The following is an 18347-nucleotide window of genomic DNA, read 5'->3' as shown; positions in this document are numbered from 1 at the left end:
ATAAATGGCAGCAAAATAGGAATTGCAGGGGAATAAGCCTGACTATTGTAGCGTGAGAAAACGATTACGCCAGCCAAATAATGGTGGGGTAGTGCGGATAGCTGGCAAGGCTTTTTTCCAACTGTTAAAGTGCTGCATCATAAATTTTCAGCCGCAATATTTTTACCAGGAGCTTTACGATGTTTACAGGTATTGTGCAGGGCACTGCGACCCTGGTCTCCATTGATGAGAAACCTAACTTCCGTACGCATGTCATTGAAATGCCAGATGCGATGTTACCAGGCCTTGAAACAGGGGCCTCTGTTGCGCACAACGGATGTTGCCTGACGGTCACGGAAATCAACGGTAACCGCGTCAGTTTCGATTTAATGAAAGAGACGTTGCGCATCACCAATCTCGGCGAGTTAGTGGTGGGCGATAGCGTGAATGTCGAGCGCGCGGCTAAATTCAACGATGAAATCGGCGGACATCTTATGTCAGGTCATATTATGACCACGGCCGAAGTTGTCAAAATTCTGACCTCAGAAAACAACCGCCAGATCTGGTTTAAAATGCGTGATAAGACGCTGATGAAATATATCCTGCATAAAGGTTATATCGGTATTGATGGTATTAGCCTGACGGTGGGGGAAGTTACCTCTTCGCGTTTCTGCGTGCATTTAATTCCAGAAACGCTTGAGCGCACCACGCTTGGTAACAAGAAATTGGGTAACCGCATTAATATTGAAATCGACCCGCAAACTCAGGCGATTGTCGATACCGTTGAGCGCGTACTGGCACAACGTGAAGCAACGCTGGATGCAGTTTTGCCGAAGCAATAACGAGAAGAACTGTGTAAACGGTGGATGTCGCTTACGCTAATCCACCCTAAAACAACGATTTTTGTAGGTCGGATTAGCATGTGCTACATCCGACAAAAACGTACAGTGACTCACATCAGGCAATCAACAAACTGCCACGCACCAAATCGCTGGTATGGCGCTCGCCTAACAGCAACTCAACTGCCCGACGGGCAATACTCTCAAGTGGATATTTAATCGCAGGAATTGCGGTTGAACCTGGCATTCTGGTTGAACCATCCAGGCTGAATACCATTACTTGCTCTGGTACTTTTAACTGATACTGATTGAGCATCATCACCGCTTCCTGTGCCTGGGTATCATCGGTGACCAGCAGTGCAGAAAACTTCACGCCACGGTTAATCAGACGTTGCAACGCGATACGCACAGACGACTCATCTTCAATGACTAACTGACGGTTGAACGGTACGACGTGATTGTGAAGCGCCTGGTGATAACCCTCAAGTGTCAGCGCTGCGGCTTCTCCACTTCCGAAGTTAATCAATGCAATATGCCGTCGTTGCTGGTTACATAAATAATGAACTGCAGTTTCTGCAGCAAAAATATGATCACATTGGATGCTTAAGTTGTTGGAGCCACTTAGACAATCAATCAACATGATGTCGTCATCTAACTCGGGTAACGGGAAGCGTGCACCCACCACAACCAGTGCATCACACAAGCCGTTTGATAGTTCCTGAGCCGCTTGCGCCACGCTGTCATGGTCATTGGCGAAGCGTAACAATAAATGTTTATGATGCTGATTAAGCTGCTTCTCAAGCGCTTGCAGGTAACCTGTGGACTGCTGAATATGCTCGGTTGCACAGATAACGCCGATGCAATTAGTTGACTGACTACTCAAGGATTGAGCAATAGCATTAGGCTTATAATTGAGGATTTCCGCTGCGTGTAAAACGGCCTGGCGACTTTCTTCTTTGACGCCACGGCTGCCACTTAACACTCGCGAAACGGTTGCTTTAGAAACCTGCGCAAGGCGTGCTACATCATTAATATTCGACATGGTGTGTTTCCCTGCACTCAGCCAGAAACGGGCCTTGCGGCCCGGATGTTGAGATTACGTCCGATCGTTAAAGCCATTTTCCGCTGCGGTCGCTCTGTACCATTCACCGCTTTTCTTGATGGTGCGTTCTTGCGTCTCAAGGTTTAACGAGACAAAACCGTAACGGTTTTTGTAGGCGTTGCACCATGACCAGTTATCAATAAACGTCCACATATGATAACCGAGGCAGTTACTGCCTTCACTGATGCCTTTGTGCAGCCACTTCAGGTGGTCGCGCACGAAATCAATGCGGTAGTCATCTTGAATCTGGCCGTTCTCGTCGAAACGCCCCTCGTTTTCAACGCCCATTCCGTTCTCGGAAATATAGCAATATGGGTTGCCATAATTCTCGCGCAGATTGGTGAGAATATCGTAAATTCCTTGCTCGTAGATTTCCCAGCCACGGTACGGGTTCATTTTGCGGCCTGGCATCTCGTAAGACTCGAAGAACCACTCAGGCATAAATGGGCTTTCTGGGTTGACCTGCGAATCGCGACATTTAATACGGCGCGGTTGGTAGTAGTTGATCCCTAGTAAATCGACGACGCCCGCAGCTAGCAGGGTTTTATCTTCTGGCAGGCATTCAGGTAACTGACCGTGTTCTTTCAGCAGCGCCACTAACTCTTGTGGATATTCGCCACGCAGAGCAGGGTCGAGGAAGCTGCGGTTAAACATCAAATCGGCAATGTTAGCCGCTTTTACATCTGCAGGGTTTTGCGAGCGCGGGTAAGAAGGCGTGAGGTTCAGGATGATCCCGATTTCACCGCCGTCATTACGTTCATGGTAGCTCTTCACCGCCAGCGAATGCGCAATCATGGTGTGATAAGCAACGGTTGCCGCACGTTTGAAGTCAACTACGTTTGGATAATGGAAATCATACAGATAACCGCCTTCAACGGGCACAACCGGCTCGTTAAAGGTGAACCAATGCTTCACGCGGTCGCCAAACAATTCGAAGCAAACATTAGCAAACTCTGCATAAGCCGTGACAACGTCACGATTTTCCCAGCCACCTTGTTGTTGCATCACCATCGGCATATCGAAGTGAAACAAGTTGATAAACGGTTTAATGCCTTGAGCCAGTAACTCGTCGATAACGTTATTATAGAAAGTCACTGCTTCCTGGTTTACTGCACCACGGCCTTCAGGAATCAGACGAGCCCAGGAAATAGAGGTGCGGAAAGTATTGTGATTAAGCGCTTTGAGCAGGGCGATATCTTGCTTCCAGTTTTGGTAGAAAGTAGACGTATCAGCAGGGCCTACGCCGTTATGGAAACGGGTTGGTTGCTCTTTAAACCACTGATCCCAAATGGTGGCAGACTTGCCAAAGGAGAGCGTTTCGCCTTCGGTCTGTGGCGCTGAACTTGCGCTGCCCCACCAAAAATTATCAGGAAATACGTATTTCATTTTCGTTCCTCGTTTGACGTGCCTGCCATCCGGGCAGGCAATAAAAGTTTAATTCACTGTCACTGGGCTGCTTTCATCCTGCGCGTTGCGCTCTTCATCCTGTTTAAGCAAGGTACGCTCATAAGCTTTCAGGAATGGGTAATACATCACAGCCGACATGACCATACAAATCAGACACATGATTACGGGACTTACCGCCCAGTTTGCAGCCCATGAGGCACCGATTGGGGCAGGCGTGGTCCACGGCGTCAACGACACCACTTGTGCAATCCAACCTAACTTAGTGGCGATATAAGCCAGTGTGGCGTTAATCATAGGCACTAACGTAAACGGCAAGAAGAACAGCGGGTTCATGATGATTGGCGTCCCGAACAGAATCGGTTCGTTGATGTTAAAGAAGCTTGGCACCACGCCCATTTTACCAATGGTACGCAAGTGAATTGCGCGGCTACGCAGCAGCAGGAATGCCAGTGGCAACGTTGAACCGACACCACCAATCAGTAAGTAGTGATCCCAGAACCCTTGCAGGTAGATATGTGGCAGCACGTTACCGGCGGCGAGCGCTGTCTGGTTGGCGGAAAGGTTAGCCATCCAGAACGGGTTCATAATGCCGGTAACAATCAGTGCGCCGTGTATCCCGGCAAACCACAGGATCTGGCAGATAAACACGGAAATAAGAATCGCGGGCAGTGAGTCGGAAGCAGAAACCAGCGGTGCCAGTAGATGCATAATCGCTTCCGGAATAATCATTCCGGTGGTGGACTCAATGAATAAATTCAGTGGATGCAAGGTGGCGACAATCACCACGACCGGGATCAGAATTTCAAACGAACGCGCGACCCCCGTCGGCACCTCTTTTGGCAGGCGGATTGTGATGTTGTGGCGTTTTAAGAACGCATACATCTCGCTTGCGTAGATCGCGGTTATCAGTGCAGTAAAGATGCCCTGGCCGGAGAAAAATTGTGTTGAGATCTGCCCATCTTTATAAGGTGCGGCAACCAGTAAAAAAGCCATGAATGCCAGCAATCCGGTCATTATTGGGTCGAGCTTATAATGCTTCCCGAGGCTTGCGCCGATCCCGACGGATATAAAGAAGGTCATCACGCCCATGCTGAGGTTAAACGGCAGCATCAGTTGTTCGCGGTAGGTGAGAGAAAAATTCAGCCACGAGCGAGCAAACCCCCAGCTGCTGTCCGGAGAGAATGGCGGGAAGATAAACACTAACAAGAAAGAACCGATAATCATAAACGGTAGAGCGGAGATAAAACCGTCACGGATGGCGATGACATGGCGTTGAGAGCCCATCGCTCCCGCCATCGGCGTGACTTTTTGCTCAATCACATTGACCATTTTTTGGTACATGCTCATGGCGGTATCCTTGCTATTGTTTTTTGAATGTGGGCTTATTGTGAAACAATATGGAAACCGGTTTCCAATGAAGAAAGAGATAAGTGTTAACCGGATCAAAATCGCGAATAATTGTCAGCGAGAAACGTGAAGAAACTCACGCTTTGTTAAGAAAATGATGCAAACAGGTGAGCGAAGGGATTACCCCGGCGTGACCGGGGTGAAAATCAATGCGGGACGCGTAAGCCGTTCTCGACTCCTCGCGTGAAGACGATTTGCCAGAGCTGTATATCACGTGCGCGGAAAGCGCCTGCACATGCATTAAGATAATAGCTAAACATACGTTTGAATCGTTCTGAATAGTTATCCGCAATTTCTGGCCAGTAACTATGGAATCGTTCATGCCAGGCCATTAAGGTTTTGTCGTAATCGGCACCAAAGTTATGCCAGTCCTCCATCACAAAATGGCCTTCGCTGGCATCTGCAATCTGGCGAACCGATGGCAGACAACCGTTAGGGAAAATATATTTGTCTATCCACGGGTCGACGGCGTTATCGGTTTTATTGGAACCGATGGTATGCAGCAAGAAAATACCCTCTGGTTTCAGGTTTCGGTCGGCAACGTTAAAGTAGGTGGCGTAGTTTTTCGGCCCGACGTGTTCAAACATGCCAACGGAAACAATGCGGTCAAACTGCATATCCAGTTCGCGATAATCTTGCAGCGCAATATTAACGTTAAGCCCGCCACAACGTTGCTGCGCCATTTTTTGCTGCTCAGCAGAAATAGTGACACCGTGAACGGCAACACCGTAATTTCGCGCTGCATATTCTGCAAGGCCTCCCCAACCGCAACCAATATCAAGCAGGGTCATACCCGGCTCAAGATGAAGCTTATCGCAGATCATTTTCAGTTTTGCATTCTGCGCATCGCTAAGGGTGGAAGCGTCTTTCCAGTAGCCACAGGAATATTGCATATGCTCGTCGAGCATACGGATAAATAAGTCGTTGCCGAGATCGTAATGCTCTTTCCCGACAATCCAGGCGCGTTTTTGTGATTGCAGATTGAGAAAACGGGCGACAGCAACACGTAGCGTGTCTTTTAAATGACGAGGGAGTTGGCGCTCAAGTCCAGCACGGATGGCATTATTGAAAAATATATCCAGCCGTTCGCAATCCCACCAACCGTCCATATAGCTTTCACCTAGTCCAAGTGAACCTTCTTGCAGGACGCGTTTAAAAAAATCGGGATGCTTAACCTGTATATCGAATGGACGTGGGCCATTAATTTCCACCCCAGCCCGCGTGAGCATTTCATTCACAATTCGATACCACGGGTTATTTCTTATGCTGACTTCTTCTATACACGATGAACTCATAGCTTCTCCATCACCTTTGTGAGAGGAACCTTCAAACAGCGTAGACGCTATTTTGGGCATGTGAGAAATGTCACGAAAAATTCCGTGAGCCTGATATCCGGCGTAGAACAGAGAAACGGGCGTACGCCCAAAAAATACGCTTCAAAAACAACAAACGGGAGCACATAGGCTCCCGTCACGACTTCATATTATTATGGTACTGACTTACGAGCCGTTAATCAGTATAGGCTCCCAAGCGAAACGATTCAACGCAACATCGTTAGTTCGCTAACGATGTTGCTGTCACGATTGATGCACATTAATGTGCATCGGATTCAGCGGGTTGCCACGATTCGACGTTTTTACGGCGTTGCAGTAAATAACCTAGCATGGCTAAAATGATTGTTACCAACATCACGCTGGTGGTGGTCCGCAGTGGGGTCACGACCAGCCATGAAACCATCAAGCTTGCGAAGAAACACAGCCCTAATTGCAGGGTATTTTGCAATGCAGCGGCTTTGCCTGTGGCTTGTGGGAAAGGCAGCAGGGCGGAAGCCACGACAATCGGGTAAATCGCGCCGTTTGCCATTGCCATCACACAGAATGGAATCAGCAGCAAGGTAAGGTTGGCGTGACCACTGACTGCGACACCCCAGGTTGCGAACGTGCTCAACGTATAAACACCCAACAACCATGGCAGCATTTGTTTACCTTGCCATTTTTGCAGCGCACTACGGCAACCGTAGCCGCCAATCAGGAAGGCGATTGTTTGTGGCACATAGCTCAGGCCAATTGCCGCAGGGCTGTAACCCATATCATTAAGAATGAACGGCGAACCGGTCAACCACGCAAAGAAGCTCGCGGAACAGGCGGCATAAATCAATACGTTACCGCTGTATACGCGAGAGCGTAGTAACGACATAAAGCTGACTTTATTGTCTTCTGTCTGTGGGTGATGCTGAGTACGTGGTTTCAGACGCAGAGTTGGAATCATTAGTACCAGCGCGATGACAAATAGCGTGACGAAAATCGCCTGCCAGTCAAAGTGGTTCAAAATCCAACTTCCCAGCAGTGGTGCTAATGCCGGAGACAGACCAACCAGCGGCATAATTGTTGCGAAAATACGATTCGCGCGATTCGCCGGATAATAATCGGTAACCAATGCCTGCCAGCTTACAGCGGCAGAACATACGCCAACCGCCTGAACGAAACGCAGCACTAACAGAGCTGCAGCACTTTCTACCCACAACATGCCAATACAACCGATGGCGAACAGACTCAGACCCGCCAGCAATACTGGTTTGCGTCCAAAATGGTCTGAGAGCGGTCCCCACATTAACTGGGCAAACGCAAATCCAGCAAGGAACAGGCTCAGGCTTGCGCTCACGGCGGAAGCATCCGTCTGCAAATCTTGCTGAATGGTAGCGAAAGCAGGCAGGTACATGTCTGTGGCGAGGAAGCCCAGCACGCTTAATCCGGCCAGCCAGATAAGAAATCCTTTTGATGGTTGCATAATTTTCTCTTGTTTTATCTTGCAGATTGATTGCCGCGAGAGTGTACGGAGTGCAAATGCGCTTGTGAAACGCTAATATTTGTAGGTTGCGTTCAAAAATTTTGTGAGCAGAGAAATGTGGTCAGAATATTCGCTGGAAGTGATAGATGCGGTAGCGCGCAATGGTAGTTTCAGTGGTGCCGCACAAGAGCTGCATCGCGTTCCGTCTGCCATTAGTTATACAGTGCGGCAACTTGAAGAATGGTTAGCCGTTCCGCTCTTTGAACGACGCCATCGGGATGTTGAATTAACCCCCGCAGGCGTCTTTTTTCTTAAAGAAGGCCGCTCTGTTATCAAAAAAATGATGACGACACGGCAGCAGTGTCAACAGATCGCAAATGGATGGCGTGGGCATTTGGCCATTGCGGTTGATAACATTGTAAAACCCGAGCGAACGCGACAGCTGGTAGTCGATTTCTATCGCCATTTTCCGGATATCGAATTGCGTATCTTCCAGGAAGTGTTCAATGGTGTGTGGGATGCGCTGGCTGATGGGCGTGTCGAAGTGGCGATTGGTGCAACGCAAGCCATTCCGGTTGGGGGCCGCTATGCATTCCGTGACATGGGTTCGTTGAGCTGGCGTTGTGTGGTGGCTTCAACTCATCCACTGGCACAAAGTGGCGGCACGTTGAGCGATGATGATTTACGCGCCTGGCCTTCACTGGTTCTGGAAGATACGTCGCGTTCATTGCCAAAACGTATTACCTGGTTGCTGGATAACCAACGACGTGTTGTGGTCCCGGATTGGGAATCGGGTTCAGATTGCCTTAGTGCGGGATTGTGTATTGGTATGGTGCCGTTGCATATCGCAAGACCGTGGCTGGCTTCAGGGCAGTGGAGTGAACTGACACTCGATAACCCATTCCCCGATGCGGCCTGTTGCCTGACATGGCGGCAAAATGATGCATCACCGGCACTGGGCTGGTTGCTGGATTATTTGGGGGATAGTGAGACGATGAATCAGGAGTGGTTGCAGGAGCCTGAGCCCGAGTAAATCCCGGGCTCAACAAAACTTATCGACGATAATCGCGGAACGGACCATCAGCGACTGAACGGCGCTCAATCAAGCGCGGGTGTACTTCAATAGACTGGGATTCTTCGCGTTTATTGACGATTCTATCCAGCAGCATGTTGAACGCTGTTTCACCCAGTGAGTCTTTTGGTTGGTGAATGGTGGTCAACGCTGGAGAGAAGTAGCGCGCATTGCGCACGTTGTCGTAACCGATAACGGAAATATCCTGCGGTACGCGCAGGCCCATTTCATCAGCCGCACATATCGCGCCCATTGCCATGATGTCACCGCCGCAGAACACTGCAGTAGGGCGATGTGACTGGCTGATGATTTGCTGCATTGCCCTATATCCGGATTCAGGCTCGAAATCACCCTGAACAATCCAGTTTTCTGGAATGGTAATCCCTGCTTCTTCCAGTGCCTTCATAAAGCCAGCATGGCGTCCGCCGCCGGTGTTACGCTCCATTTGCCCTGGAATCGCACCAATTTCACGATGACCGCGCTCAATCAGATAACGCCCGGCCAAATAACCCCCGTGGAAAGCGTTATCAACAACGGAGTCGGTGAAATCAGCACGCGCTTCGCCCCAGTCCATCACAACCATTGGGATGTGGCGGTACTCTTCAAGCATAGAAAGCAATGATTCCGGATATTCAGAACACATGACCAGCAGGCCATCGACGCGTTTTTGCGCCATCATGGACAGGTAAGCACGCTGTTTTTCGAAATTGTTATGTGCGTTACCCAGAATCAGGGTATAGCCTTTTTCAAAGCAGCTATTTTCGACAGCTTCGATTATCTCGGCGAAATAGGGTGCTTCGCTGGAAGTCGCTAACAGGCCAATCGTTTTGGTGTGATTAACTTTCAAGCTGCGCGCTACGGCGCTTGGCGAATAATGTAATTCTTTAATTGCCGCCCATACCGCGTTGCGCGTTTCTTCTGCCACAAAACGGGTTTTGTTAATCACATGTGATACGGTTGTAGTGGAAACGTTTGCGCGCTTCGCTACGTCCTTGATTGTCGCCATTAAATGTCACTCCAGGCCATATCGTAAACTCCTGATAACTAATATGTTAAACGTTTGCGTACGCTAACTCCTAAGGCAACGTTATGGTTGCAGGTATGTCGGGGATGCGACATAAAACGGGAGGAGGGCGTTGAATTGATGGTACGCAATAAATTAGCGAGGGATTTTGGCCTATCCTGGCGGAAAGTGGAAGAGGGAAAAGTAACATCAGCTTAAAACCAGGAGGATTTTTGTCTCTGGTTGTGGGAAAATCACTTCGACACACCGATTGTAAGGTAATAAAAGGAGTTTGCTGATGAGTACAGACCTGAAATTTTCAATCACGACCACAGTTATTGTTCTGACACTGATTGTTTGTGGCGCATTAACTGCCGTACTGCACTGATTAAATGGGCCGCAATCGCGGCCCATATCAACTATGCCAGATTCTTCGCAACAAATTCCCAGTTCACCAACGCCCAGAAATGCTCGAGGTAATTAGGACGAGCATTACGGTAATCGATGTAGTACGCATGCTCCCACACATCTACAGTCAATAATGGTTTTGCAGCTGTTGTCAGCGGCGTACCAGCATTTGATGTAGAAACAATGGCCAAAGTGCCATCTTCTTGTTTAACCAACCAAGTCCAGCCTGCACCAAAGTTCTTGATAGCAGCATCAGTAAACTGCTGTTTGAAATCAGCAAAGCTACCAAAAGAGGTGTTGATGGCAGCCAAAACGTCACCCGTTGGCTCGCCGCCAGCATTAGGTGCCAGGCAGTTCCAGTAGAAGGTGTGGTTCCATACCTGGGCTGCGTTGTTAAATATGCCGCCTTCGGAGGTACGAACGATATCTTCAAGAGTTTTACCTTCAAACGCAGTGCCCTTAACCAGATTGTTCAGGTTAGTGACATAGGTTTGATGGTGTTTGCCGTAGTGGTATTCCAGGGTTTCGGCAGAGATATGCGGTGCTAAAGCATCTTTTGCATATGGTAACGCAGGTAGTTCGAACGACATTGCTAACTCCTTCTTATTTGATTTATACATCACTAAGTAACCACACTTAGTGTGGGTTTAGGTTAACAAATTGAAAGGATAAGCAAAAGAAGAACTCACCTGCCCAATTCAGGGCAAGTGAAGGTTTTAACGAATGGTTTTTGGTGTCATGACGCGTTTTGCACCAACATAGTGGCGCTGCCAGTAATCTTCGCTCAGAGACGTGATTTGAATATCACGGCCAGTGCGAGGTGACTGAATGAATTTCCCATTACCGACATACACGCCAACGTGATCGGCAGTTCCTCGGCCACGGGTACGGAAGAACACCAGGTCACCCGTTTCCAGTTCACCACGATCCACAGATGAGACATCACGTAGGTGATACATTTCGTTTGCGGTACGTGGAATACGGAATTTCACCAAATCTTTATAGGCGTAATAAACCAGACCGCTGCAATCAAACCCGGTAGTTGGGGAAGTACCACCCCAATGGTAGGGTTTGCCAATCTGGCCCATCAATTTGTTCATCGCCGTTTTCTGTGCTTTCTGCACACGGACTTTATGCGCTGCCGCAATCGTCGTTGGTTGCTCTGCTTTGACTTTTACACAACGCGTTTTGTAGCCTTTACGTGGCTTACTGCATTTTTCGGTGAAAGTAACAGGCTGGACTTTGGCGAGCTGAGAAGTTTTTTTGCTGGAGTTTTTTGCTGGGGTTTTCGTTTTAGTACTGCTGGAATTTTTAGCAGTTTTACTTTTCGCTGCAGTCGTTTCTTTTTTCTTGCTGGCGGTAGTGGTTTTATCTTTACTCTTATTACTCTTTTCTGTGCTCTTCACAACGTGCGCTTTTTGCGCAGCCACGGGACGAGCGTGCTCAGACGCCTGCGTCAATGGTGTATACGGCAAGGTAAATAGCAGAGCACAGAGCGTGATAGAAATTTTTGTTATCCGCGCCACTCAACAATCCCCTGGTTAAATTGAATGCACGATGAATACCATCATGCCCGTGTATGATTTTGCAAAACCTGCCGATTCTAATCTATAAGACGCAATAAAGTTAATAACCTTTTACTATTCCTCTTCCTGTTTCGTTACCAGACGCAAAAAAATTAACCAAACTAATGGTTGCAAGGCTATTTATTGATCATGCATATGGTTATTTGCTGATTTGCAGCTGCGGGAAAAGTGTTATTCTTGATGTATGTTGTCCCTCCATCACGCATGACAAAGAAACCCTGTAAAAAATGGTGTTTTCTGGAGAGGGCGTCAATCGCTACAATGGCAGACTATGCCAGGACTTGGTTTGAGGAAGCAAGCAATGAGCACTATTGAAAAGATCCAACAACAGATTACTGAGAACCCAATCCTTCTTTATATGAAAGGTTCTCCGAAACTCCCTAGCTGTGGCTTCTCAGCCCAGGCTGTGCAGGCACTGTCTGCGTGCGGCGAGCGTTTCGCGTACGTCGATATTTTGCAGAATCCGGACATCCGTGCTGAGCTGCCAAAATATGCAAACTGGCCGACCTTCCCGCAATTGTGGGTTGATGGCGAACTGGTTGGCGGTTGCGACATCATCATTGAGATGTATCAGCGTGGTGAATTGCAGTCACTAATTAAAGAAGCTGCAGCTAAGCACAAATCAGAAGAGTCAGATGCAGAGTAATTTGTTGCTGGATTAAGCTGTAAATGAAAAAAAGCGACCTTTAAGGTCGCTTTTTTTATGCTCATGCTTCGGGTTCAGCCGGTAGCGGAAGAGGCCAGCCGCCTAAACGTTTCCAGCGATTGACTATCTCACAGAACAGTTGAGCAGTTTGCTCAGTGTCATAAAGCGCTGAGTGTGCCTGGCTGCTGTCAAACGGCATACCCGCCGCAATACAAGCTTTCGCCAGTACGGTTTGGCCTAACGCCAGCCCGCTCAGCGCCGCAGTATCAAAGGTCACAAATGGATGGAATGGATTACGTTTTAAAGAAGCACGCTCTGCAGCTGCCATCATAAAGCTGTGATCGAATGTCGCGTTATGGGCCACCATAATTGCGCGGTTACATCCGCTGTCTTTGATACCTTTACGCACCATTTTAAAAATCGCATGCAATGCATCATATTCACTGACGGCACCACGCAACGGGTTATGCGGGTCGATACCATTAAAGGCCAGCGCTTCAGGCTGGAGAATTGCACCTTCAAAAGGTTCGACATGGAAATGCAGGGTTTCATCAGGCATTAACCAGCCATCTTGATCCATCTTTAAGGTGATGGCTGCGACTTCCAGTAAAGCATCGGTTTTAGCGTTAAACCCGGCGGTTTCAACGTCAATGACTACCGGATAAAAACCACGAAAACGGTCGCACAGGCCTTGCAGTTGCGTGTTGTCAGACATCAGGATCTCTTAATACGGGGAAAAAGCAGCGCGCATTATGGCAAATTTTGTGAAGGGATGCAGTAGCGGGCGCAAAAAGGCCCCGCTAATTAGTATTAGTTACCCAGGCCTTTGCCCGCGTCTTTGCTTTCGATCAGCTCAATTTTGTAGCCATCTGGATCTTCAACGAAAGCGATAACGGTGGAACCGCCTTTTACCGGGCCAGCCTCACGGGTGACATTACCGCCGTTTTTGCGAATGCGTTCGCAAGCTTCGGCTGCATCATCAACGCTCAGGGCGATGTGACCGTATGCGGTACCCAAATCGTAGCTGTCTGTGCCCCAGTTGTAGGTCAGTTCAATAACCGCTTCTTCGGTTTCTGGGCCGTAGCCAACGAATGCGAGAGAGTATTTGTATTCAGGATTTTCACTGGTACGCAGCAGGGTCATACCCAGAACGTTGGTGTAAAAATTGATGGAGCGTTGCAGGTCGCCAACGCGCAGCATGGTGTGAAGTAAGCGCATAAAATCCTCGTAGAATTAAATGGTTAATTTCTAAATGTGAGGTAAGTATAGCGGCGAACTAGCGCCGCTATCAATGAGAGAGGTCTACAAAATCGGGTAATCGGTGTAACCCTCGGCACCACCGCCATAGAAGGTTTCAGGGCGTTGAGCGTTGAGTTCTGCATTACGATGCAGGCGCTCTACCAGATCCGGATTAGCAATGTAGTCACGACCAAAGGCTACGGCGTCAATCAAACCTTTCTCGATTAACGCTTCTGCTTTTTCTGGGGTATAAGCACCAGCACCGATAATGACGCCCTTGAAACGTTCGCGAACTTTCTGGCGGAACTCTTCGGTATAAGGCTTGCCACCCGCCCAGTCAGGCTCGGACATGTGCAAATAAGCGATGCCGCGTTTGCTAAGTTCTTCAATCAGATACAGGGCATCTGCTTCTTCGTCTGGGCCGTTATCGACATTCTGGAAAGACCCAATTGGTGAGACACGGATACCAATGCGATCGGCGCTCCACTCTTTGTTCACAGCATCAACCACTTCCAGCACGAGGCGAGCGCGGTTTTCACGGTTGCCACCGTATTCATCGGTACGATGGTTGGACGTTGGGGAGAGGAACTGGTGTAGCAAGTAGCCATGCGCTGAGTGCAGCTCGACCATATCAAAACCTGCGTCACGCGCATTACCCACAGCCCGACGGAAATCATTCACGATGCCAGGGATTTCATTGAGTTCAAGGGCGCGTGGCATTGAGGTATCGACACGAATCGCATGGCCGTTTTCATCACGCAAGGAAGTGCGCGTTCCTGCAGAGATTGCAGAGGGTGCTACAGGAGCTTGTTGGCCTGGTTGAATGCTAGTGTGAGAGATGCGGCCGGTGTGCCACAGTTGCACAGCAATGCGACCATCAGCTGCGTGTACGCCAGCGGTGATTTTTTTCCATGCAGCAATTTGTTCGTCACTGTGCAGGCCTGGTGCACCTTCGTAGCCTTTAGCTTGTGCTGAAATTTGAGTCGCTTCGCTGATGATAAGCCCGGAGCTCGCACGTTGACGGTAATATTCGCCCATCAATGGCGTTGGGATATCGCCAGGTACGATGCTGCGCAGACGAGTTAATGGCGCCATGAAAATGCGGTTTGGCGTGGTAATGGCACCCACTTTCAGTGGAGTAAACAATTTATCTGCTGACATAAAAAACCTCGAGTAGACCGGTCGTCTAGTTTTGAATTAAATAAAAAGCCTGTCAGGACACAGGCTCCGCTAATATTTGGGTTACATGGGCGAGGGCGCATTCGAGCGGCATCGCACTACGTGAAATCTTCGCCTGCAAACTCGCGCCTAGCCACAGTGCATAAATCACTTGTGCCTGACTTAATGCAACACCGGTTAATTTCAGGCTTTTCTCGGCATCACCTTTTGCCAGAGCATCCGCAAGCTGGGATACAATTTGCGCCGAGCCTTTGTTTAATGCTGCACGCATATCTTCCGAAAGGTCACACACTTCAGCCGATAGTTTGACTGTCAAACAGCTGATCAGGCTACCGTGTTGAGAAAACCAGGTAACTGTTTCCTGATACCATGCCAGTAATTTTTCACGATAATTCCCGCTCTCTTGCGAAAAATGCTGCTGCAATCGTAGGTTGTAAGCGGTGTAATACCGTTCCAGCATTGCGACACCAAACGCCTCTTTTGAACGAAAATAGTGATAAAAAGAACCTTTCGGTACCGCGGCCGTTTTTAATAATTCACTTAATCCCATGCCAGTAAATCCGCGTTGCAGGCAAAGCTGCTCGCCGATCGCAAGGAGATGTTCACGAGTGTCATAGTCAGAATGTCTGTTCATGGGAAATAATATAATAGACCGGTCGGTCTAGCGCAAGGGGGAGGTGGCAGGATTTTTCCTGCCACCTGATTGTCAGGTTTTACGGCAACTGGCGAGAATGTCCATATTAGATTGATATTCTGAGGTTTTGATATCCATCATTCCTAGCAGCGTTGAAAAAATATTGTCCTGAGAAACGTGTTCTACGGTGGCTTTGTTAGTCAGGCACTCGGCGTTGACTGCAAAATTCTGTTGATAATCTTTCGACAACCAGAATAGGAAAGGGATGTGCGTTTGCTGAGAAGGTGACAGCATGTAAGGGGTGCCATGCAGATAGATACCATTTTCCCCCAATGACTCACCATGATCAGAAAGATAGACCAGCGCGGTGTTCAACTTTTCACTATGCGATTTCAACTCGTCAATGGTGCGACTGACAACATCGTCAGTATACAGAATGGTGTTGTCGTAAGTATTGATGAGCGACTGGCGATCACAGTACTGAATCTGGTTACTGTCACAAGTTGGGGTGAATTTGCGAAATTTGTCCGGATAGCGGCGATAGTAAGCAGGACCCTGGCTACCCATAAGGTGCAATACGATGACTGAATCTTGTTGCAGACCATCCAGCACATTGCCAAAACGATGTAATACCACCTCATCTGAACACGATTTATTTGTGCACAGAGAATCCAGATGCCACTGCATCATCTCGGTATGTGGGATACGATCGCAAGCCCCTTTACAACCACCGTCGTTTTCACGCCACAGCAGGTTGATGCCAGCGTGTGCCAATACATCCAGCAACCCTTCCCGGTGACTAGCGAGGTCGGCGTCATAAGTTCTGCGAGTCATATTGGAGAACATGCAAGGGATGGAAATAGCCGTTTCGGTACCGCAAGACGATGCGTTTGGGAAATAGATAACGTCGCGTTTTTTTAGTTCAGGGTTTGTATCGCGGGCATAACCGTTCAATGAGTAGTTTTCAGCACGTGAGGCTTCGCCGACGACAAACACCACAACCGTTTTCTTATGCTGCTGGCTAATTAGCGAGCCTTTTTGCGCATCTTCACCAATTTTTATTAGCGATTGATCACCAGCAAACCAGCGTGTTTTGCTGTAACGGCTAATCGCGCTGATGTAGTTGGCAGGGGTTACCATCTTCACTACGCCTTTGTTATTGCGAAACAGCGAGGCGTAATCTTTATAAAATACCGAAGCCACCAGAATAATGATCAGCAGGCCAGCCAAAATACTGACCAGGCGCGTCATCAAGGTATACCACCAACGCGAAGGTTTAACTTTTATCGTTGCCAAAATAATCGCTGGAATAATACCGGCCAGCGCAAGCCAGATAAGCAACTGCGGGGTCACCAACGCAACTGCTGCTTGAGAGTTGGTTTCAAACACGTTGGTCATCATTTTTTTGTCGATGACCGCACCGTAGGTGTACATGAAATAGTTACTGGCCGCGCAACCAATCAACAATATCACCAACACGGGTTTGCGCAGCCACGGCAGGTTAATCAGGCTGAAGATAGTCAACCAGGCACTGAACAGCACGACCGGTACTGAAATGGCAAAAATCCAGCTATGGAATGAGTTAGGTGCAATGATTTCCCAGGTGCGTTTGATGAACAGGGAATTGATTAACGTGAAGAAAAGTGCACAGCAAAGGTTAAACATTGAATCATTACACTGTAACTTTTTCAGGTTTTCCATAACAGCCATAAATAATCATTAACAATGCGTACAGACTAATGATTGAAGATTAGGTGAACCTTAACTATCGAGACAAGTTTAAGATTATTGACCGTTTTGCTTGCAACATTGGGTATGTCGAGCTTCAATTGAAGCAACGTTGCAAGTGAGGTCAGAGGGTGTCTGAACAGCTAGAGTTTTTCCCGATTCAAAGCCCATGCCGTGGGATCTGTCAGTCTGATGAACGCGGCTTTTGCCGTGGCTGTATGCGCAGTCGCGATGAGCGTTTTCAGTGGCAGCAATTGAGTGATGGGCAAAAACAAGAAGTGCTGCGGTTATGCCGCCAGCGATTAATGCGTAAATTACGCGCGAACAAGTCAACACCCCCCGAAGAACCGCAACAACCCTCACTTTTTTAATTCTTTGATGCCGTTATACTCAGTCGCAGAATTCGTTTATTACTGAGGACAGCATTTATGGTACAGCGCATTACGATTTCCCCGCAGGGACCAGAGTTTTCACGCTTGGTAATGGGGTATTGGCGTTTGATGGAGTGGAATATGTCTGCTCGTCAACTGGCCAGCTTTATTGAAGAGCATGTCGAGTTGGGCATTACCACCGCTGACCACGCTGATATCTATGGAGGCTATCAGTGCGAAGAGGCTTTCGGCGATGCAATGCGTTTGGTACCGCATATGCGCCAGAAAATGGAAATTGTCACTAAGTGTGGGATTGCGACTACTGCGAAGCCAGGCCACGCATTGGGTCATTACATTACCGACAAATCACACATTATCAGCAGCGCGGAAGCATCGCTTCAGAAACTGGCGACGGACTATCTTGATTTACTGCTTATTCATCGCCCTGATCCGTTAATGGATGCCGACGAAGTGGCTGAAGCGTTTACCACGCTGCACCAAAGCGGCAAAGTGCGCCACTTTGGTGTATCAAACTTTACTCCTGCGCAGTTTGCGTTATTGCAATCACGTCTGCCTTTCACGCTGGCTACCAATCAAGTAGAAATATCACCGGTACATCAGCCAACAATTTTGGATGGTACGCTGGATCAGTGTCAGCAGTTGCGTGTTCATCCAATGGCGTGGTCATGCCTGGGCGGCGGTAGTCTGTTTAATGATGAGGCGTTCCAGCCGCTGCGCGATGAGCTGCAAGCGGTAGCAAATGAAATTGGTGCTGAAACTATCGATCAGGTGGTTTATGCGTGGGTTATGCGGTTGCCATCTAAACCATTACCTATCATCGGTTCCGGTAAAATCGAACGTGTACGTTCTGCGATTCATGCACTCAGCCTTGATATGAGCCGCCAACAGTGGTTCCGTATTCGTAGAGCCGCATTAGGTTACGACGTGCCTTAACGAGCA

The 18347-nt window shown here is 48.5% G+C and carries 19 protein-coding genes; 6 read left to right on the top strand and 13 right to left on the bottom strand.

The window, feature by feature from the left end; all coding sequences use genetic code 11:
* The first annotated feature begins 179 nt into the window (after window positions 1-179).
* Complete coding sequence (locus FH968_RS01305; protein WP_139876584.1) at window positions 180-821, top strand: riboflavin synthase subunit alpha; 642 nt, start codon at window positions 180-182, stop codon at window positions 819-821.
* Between the two features lie 115 nt (window positions 822-936).
* Here the strand turns inward: FH968_RS01305 and FH968_RS01300 are convergent, their stop codons facing one another.
* The 5 genes from FH968_RS01300 to punC form a co-directional block, all read right to left on the bottom strand.
* Window positions 937-1860 carry a LacI family DNA-binding transcriptional regulator gene (locus FH968_RS01300; RefSeq protein WP_139876583.1) on the bottom strand — a complete coding sequence of 308 codons (924 nt, stop codon included), beginning with the start codon at window positions 1858-1860 and terminating at the stop codon, window positions 937-939.
* Between the two features lie 54 nt (window positions 1861-1914).
* The gene (locus tag FH968_RS01295; RefSeq protein WP_139876582.1) at window positions 1915-3306 is read right to left on the bottom strand and encodes a glycoside hydrolase family 1 protein; all 1392 of its coding nucleotides are present in this window, start codon (window positions 3304-3306) and stop codon (window positions 1915-1917) included.
* 48 nt (window positions 3307-3354) lie between these two features.
* Window positions 3355-4674 carry a PTS sugar transporter subunit IIC gene (locus FH968_RS01290; protein ID WP_139876581.1) on the bottom strand — a complete coding sequence of 440 codons (1320 nt, stop codon included), beginning with the start codon at window positions 4672-4674 and terminating at the stop codon, window positions 3355-3357.
* Window positions 4675-4880: 206 nt separating this feature from the next.
* On the bottom strand, window positions 4881-6029 hold the full coding sequence (gene cfa, locus FH968_RS01285; RefSeq protein ID WP_139876580.1) for a cyclopropane fatty acyl phospholipid synthase: 1149 nt from the start codon (window positions 6027-6029) through the stop codon (window positions 4881-4883).
* A 298-nt stretch (window positions 6030-6327) separates the two neighbouring features.
* Entirely contained in the window at window positions 6328-7521 is a 1194-nt protein-coding gene (gene punC / locus FH968_RS01280; RefSeq protein ID WP_139876579.1) for a purine nucleoside transporter PunC, read from the bottom strand.
* A 115-nt stretch (window positions 7522-7636) separates the two neighbouring features.
* Here punC and punR point away from each other — a divergent pair, with 115 nt between their 5' ends.
* Window positions 7637-8554, top strand: coding sequence for a DNA-binding transcriptional activator PunR (gene punR, locus FH968_RS01275; protein WP_139876578.1), 918 nt, complete (start codon window positions 7637-7639; stop codon window positions 8552-8554).
* A gap of 19 nt (window positions 8555-8573) precedes the next feature.
* On the opposite strand, the gene purR is transcribed toward punR, so the two are convergent.
* Window positions 8574-9599, bottom strand: coding sequence for an HTH-type transcriptional repressor PurR (gene purR / locus FH968_RS01270; protein ID WP_139876577.1), 1026 nt, complete (start codon window positions 9597-9599; stop codon window positions 8574-8576).
* Between the two features lie 295 nt (window positions 9600-9894).
* Between purR and FH968_RS01265 the strand changes: the two genes are divergently transcribed.
* Window positions 9895-9984, top strand: coding sequence for a YnhF family membrane protein (locus FH968_RS01265; RefSeq protein ID WP_139876576.1), 90 nt, complete (start codon window positions 9895-9897; stop codon window positions 9982-9984).
* Between the two features lie 31 nt (window positions 9985-10015).
* On the opposite strand, the gene sodB is transcribed toward FH968_RS01265, so the two are convergent.
* The gene (gene sodB / locus FH968_RS01260) at window positions 10016-10594 is read right to left on the bottom strand and encodes a superoxide dismutase [Fe] (RefSeq protein WP_139876575.1); all 579 of its coding nucleotides are present in this window, start codon (window positions 10592-10594) and stop codon (window positions 10016-10018) included.
* A gap of 126 nt (window positions 10595-10720) precedes the next feature.
* On the bottom strand, window positions 10721-11530 hold the full coding sequence (locus tag FH968_RS01255; protein ID WP_139876574.1) for a C40 family peptidase: 810 nt from the start codon (window positions 11528-11530) through the stop codon (window positions 10721-10723).
* A gap of 361 nt (window positions 11531-11891) precedes the next feature.
* Between FH968_RS01255 and FH968_RS01250 the strand changes: the two genes are divergently transcribed.
* Window positions 11892-12236 carry a Grx4 family monothiol glutaredoxin gene (locus FH968_RS01250; protein WP_139876573.1) on the top strand — a complete coding sequence of 115 codons (345 nt, stop codon included), beginning with the start codon at window positions 11892-11894 and terminating at the stop codon, window positions 12234-12236.
* Between the two features lie 61 nt (window positions 12237-12297).
* On the opposite strand, the gene rnt is transcribed toward FH968_RS01250, so the two are convergent.
* The 5 genes from rnt to eptA all read right to left on the bottom strand — a co-directional run bounded on the left by rnt (window position 12298) and on the right by eptA (window position 16989).
* Complete coding sequence (gene rnt, locus FH968_RS01245; RefSeq protein WP_139876572.1) at window positions 12298-12951, bottom strand: ribonuclease T; 654 nt, start codon at window positions 12949-12951, stop codon at window positions 12298-12300.
* 95 nt (window positions 12952-13046) lie between these two features.
* Window positions 13047-13454, bottom strand: coding sequence for a lactoylglutathione lyase (gloA, locus tag FH968_RS01240; RefSeq protein WP_139876571.1), 408 nt, complete (start codon window positions 13452-13454; stop codon window positions 13047-13049).
* 84 nt (window positions 13455-13538) lie between these two features.
* Window positions 13539-14636: an alkene reductase gene (locus FH968_RS01235; protein ID WP_139876570.1), complete on the bottom strand. Its 1098-nt coding sequence runs from the start codon at window positions 14634-14636 to the stop codon at window positions 13539-13541.
* Between the two features lie 52 nt (window positions 14637-14688).
* Window positions 14689-15288 carry a TetR/AcrR family transcriptional regulator gene (locus FH968_RS01230; protein ID WP_139876569.1) on the bottom strand — a complete coding sequence of 200 codons (600 nt, stop codon included), beginning with the start codon at window positions 15286-15288 and terminating at the stop codon, window positions 14689-14691.
* A 72-nt stretch (window positions 15289-15360) separates the two neighbouring features.
* Window positions 15361-16989 carry a phosphoethanolamine transferase EptA gene (gene eptA, locus FH968_RS01225; RefSeq protein WP_139877221.1) on the bottom strand — a complete coding sequence of 543 codons (1629 nt, stop codon included), beginning with the start codon at window positions 16987-16989 and terminating at the stop codon, window positions 15361-15363.
* A 158-nt stretch (window positions 16990-17147) separates the two neighbouring features.
* Here eptA and FH968_RS01220 point away from each other — a divergent pair, with 158 nt between their 5' ends.
* Both FH968_RS01220 and FH968_RS01215 read left to right on the top strand, forming a co-directional pair.
* Entirely contained in the window at window positions 17148-17387 is a 240-nt protein-coding gene (locus tag FH968_RS01220) for a DUF1289 domain-containing protein (protein WP_139876568.1), read from the top strand.
* A 57-nt stretch (window positions 17388-17444) separates the two neighbouring features.
* Window positions 17445-18341: an aldo/keto reductase family oxidoreductase gene (locus FH968_RS01215; protein WP_139876567.1), complete on the top strand. Its 897-nt coding sequence runs from the start codon at window positions 17445-17447 to the stop codon at window positions 18339-18341.
* Window positions 18342-18347 lie beyond the last annotated feature (6 nt).

Origin of the sequence: Buttiauxella sp. B2 (genome assembly GCF_006376615.1) — a bacterium.
Lineage (GTDB): Bacteria > Pseudomonadota > Gammaproteobacteria > Enterobacterales > Enterobacteriaceae > Buttiauxella.
This window is presented reverse-complemented; position numbering and strand designations above follow the sequence as displayed.

Coding starts and splice junctions, on each gene's coding strand:
- FH968_RS01305 (WP_139876584.1), top strand. CDS start 180: ATGTTTACAGGTATTGTGCAGGGCACTGCGACCCTGGTCTCCATTGAT.
- FH968_RS01300 (WP_139876583.1), bottom strand. CDS start 1,860: ATGTCGAATATTAATGATGTAGCACGCCTTGCGCAGGTTTCTAAAGCA.
- FH968_RS01295 (WP_139876582.1), bottom strand. CDS start 3,306: ATGAAATACGTATTTCCTGATAATTTTTGGTGGGGCAGCGCAAGTTCA.
- FH968_RS01290 (WP_139876581.1), bottom strand. CDS start 4,674: ATGAGCATGTACCAAAAAATGGTCAATGTGATTGAGCAAAAAGTCACG.
- cfa (WP_139876580.1), bottom strand. CDS start 6,029: ATGAGTTCATCGTGTATAGAAGAAGTCAGCATAAGAAATAACCCGTGG.
- punC (WP_139876579.1), bottom strand. CDS start 7,521: ATGCAACCATCAAAAGGATTTCTTATCTGGCTGGCCGGATTAAGCGTG.
- punR (WP_139876578.1), top strand. CDS start 7,637: ATGTGGTCAGAATATTCGCTGGAAGTGATAGATGCGGTAGCGCGCAAT.
- purR (WP_139876577.1), bottom strand. CDS start 9,599: ATGGCGACAATCAAGGACGTAGCGAAGCGCGCAAACGTTTCCACTACA.
- FH968_RS01265 (WP_139876576.1), top strand. CDS start 9,895: ATGAGTACAGACCTGAAATTTTCAATCACGACCACAGTTATTGTTCTG.
- sodB (WP_139876575.1), bottom strand. CDS start 10,594: ATGTCGTTCGAACTACCTGCGTTACCATATGCAAAAGATGCTTTAGCA.
- FH968_RS01250 (WP_139876573.1), top strand. CDS start 11,892: ATGAGCACTATTGAAAAGATCCAACAACAGATTACTGAGAACCCAATC.
- rnt (WP_139876572.1), bottom strand. CDS start 12,951: ATGTCTGACAACACGCAACTGCAAGGCCTGTGCGACCGTTTTCGTGGT.
- gloA (WP_139876571.1), bottom strand. CDS start 13,454: ATGCGCTTACTTCACACCATGCTGCGCGTTGGCGACCTGCAACGCTCC.
- FH968_RS01235 (WP_139876570.1), bottom strand. CDS start 14,636: ATGTCAGCAGATAAATTGTTTACTCCACTGAAAGTGGGTGCCATTACC.
- FH968_RS01230 (WP_139876569.1), bottom strand. CDS start 15,288: ATGAACAGACATTCTGACTATGACACTCGTGAACATCTCCTTGCGATC.
- eptA (WP_139877221.1), bottom strand. CDS start 16,989: ATGGAAAACCTGAAAAAGTTACAGTGTAATGATTCAATGTTTAACCTT.
- FH968_RS01215 (WP_139876567.1), top strand. CDS start 17,445: ATGGTACAGCGCATTACGATTTCCCCGCAGGGACCAGAGTTTTCACGC.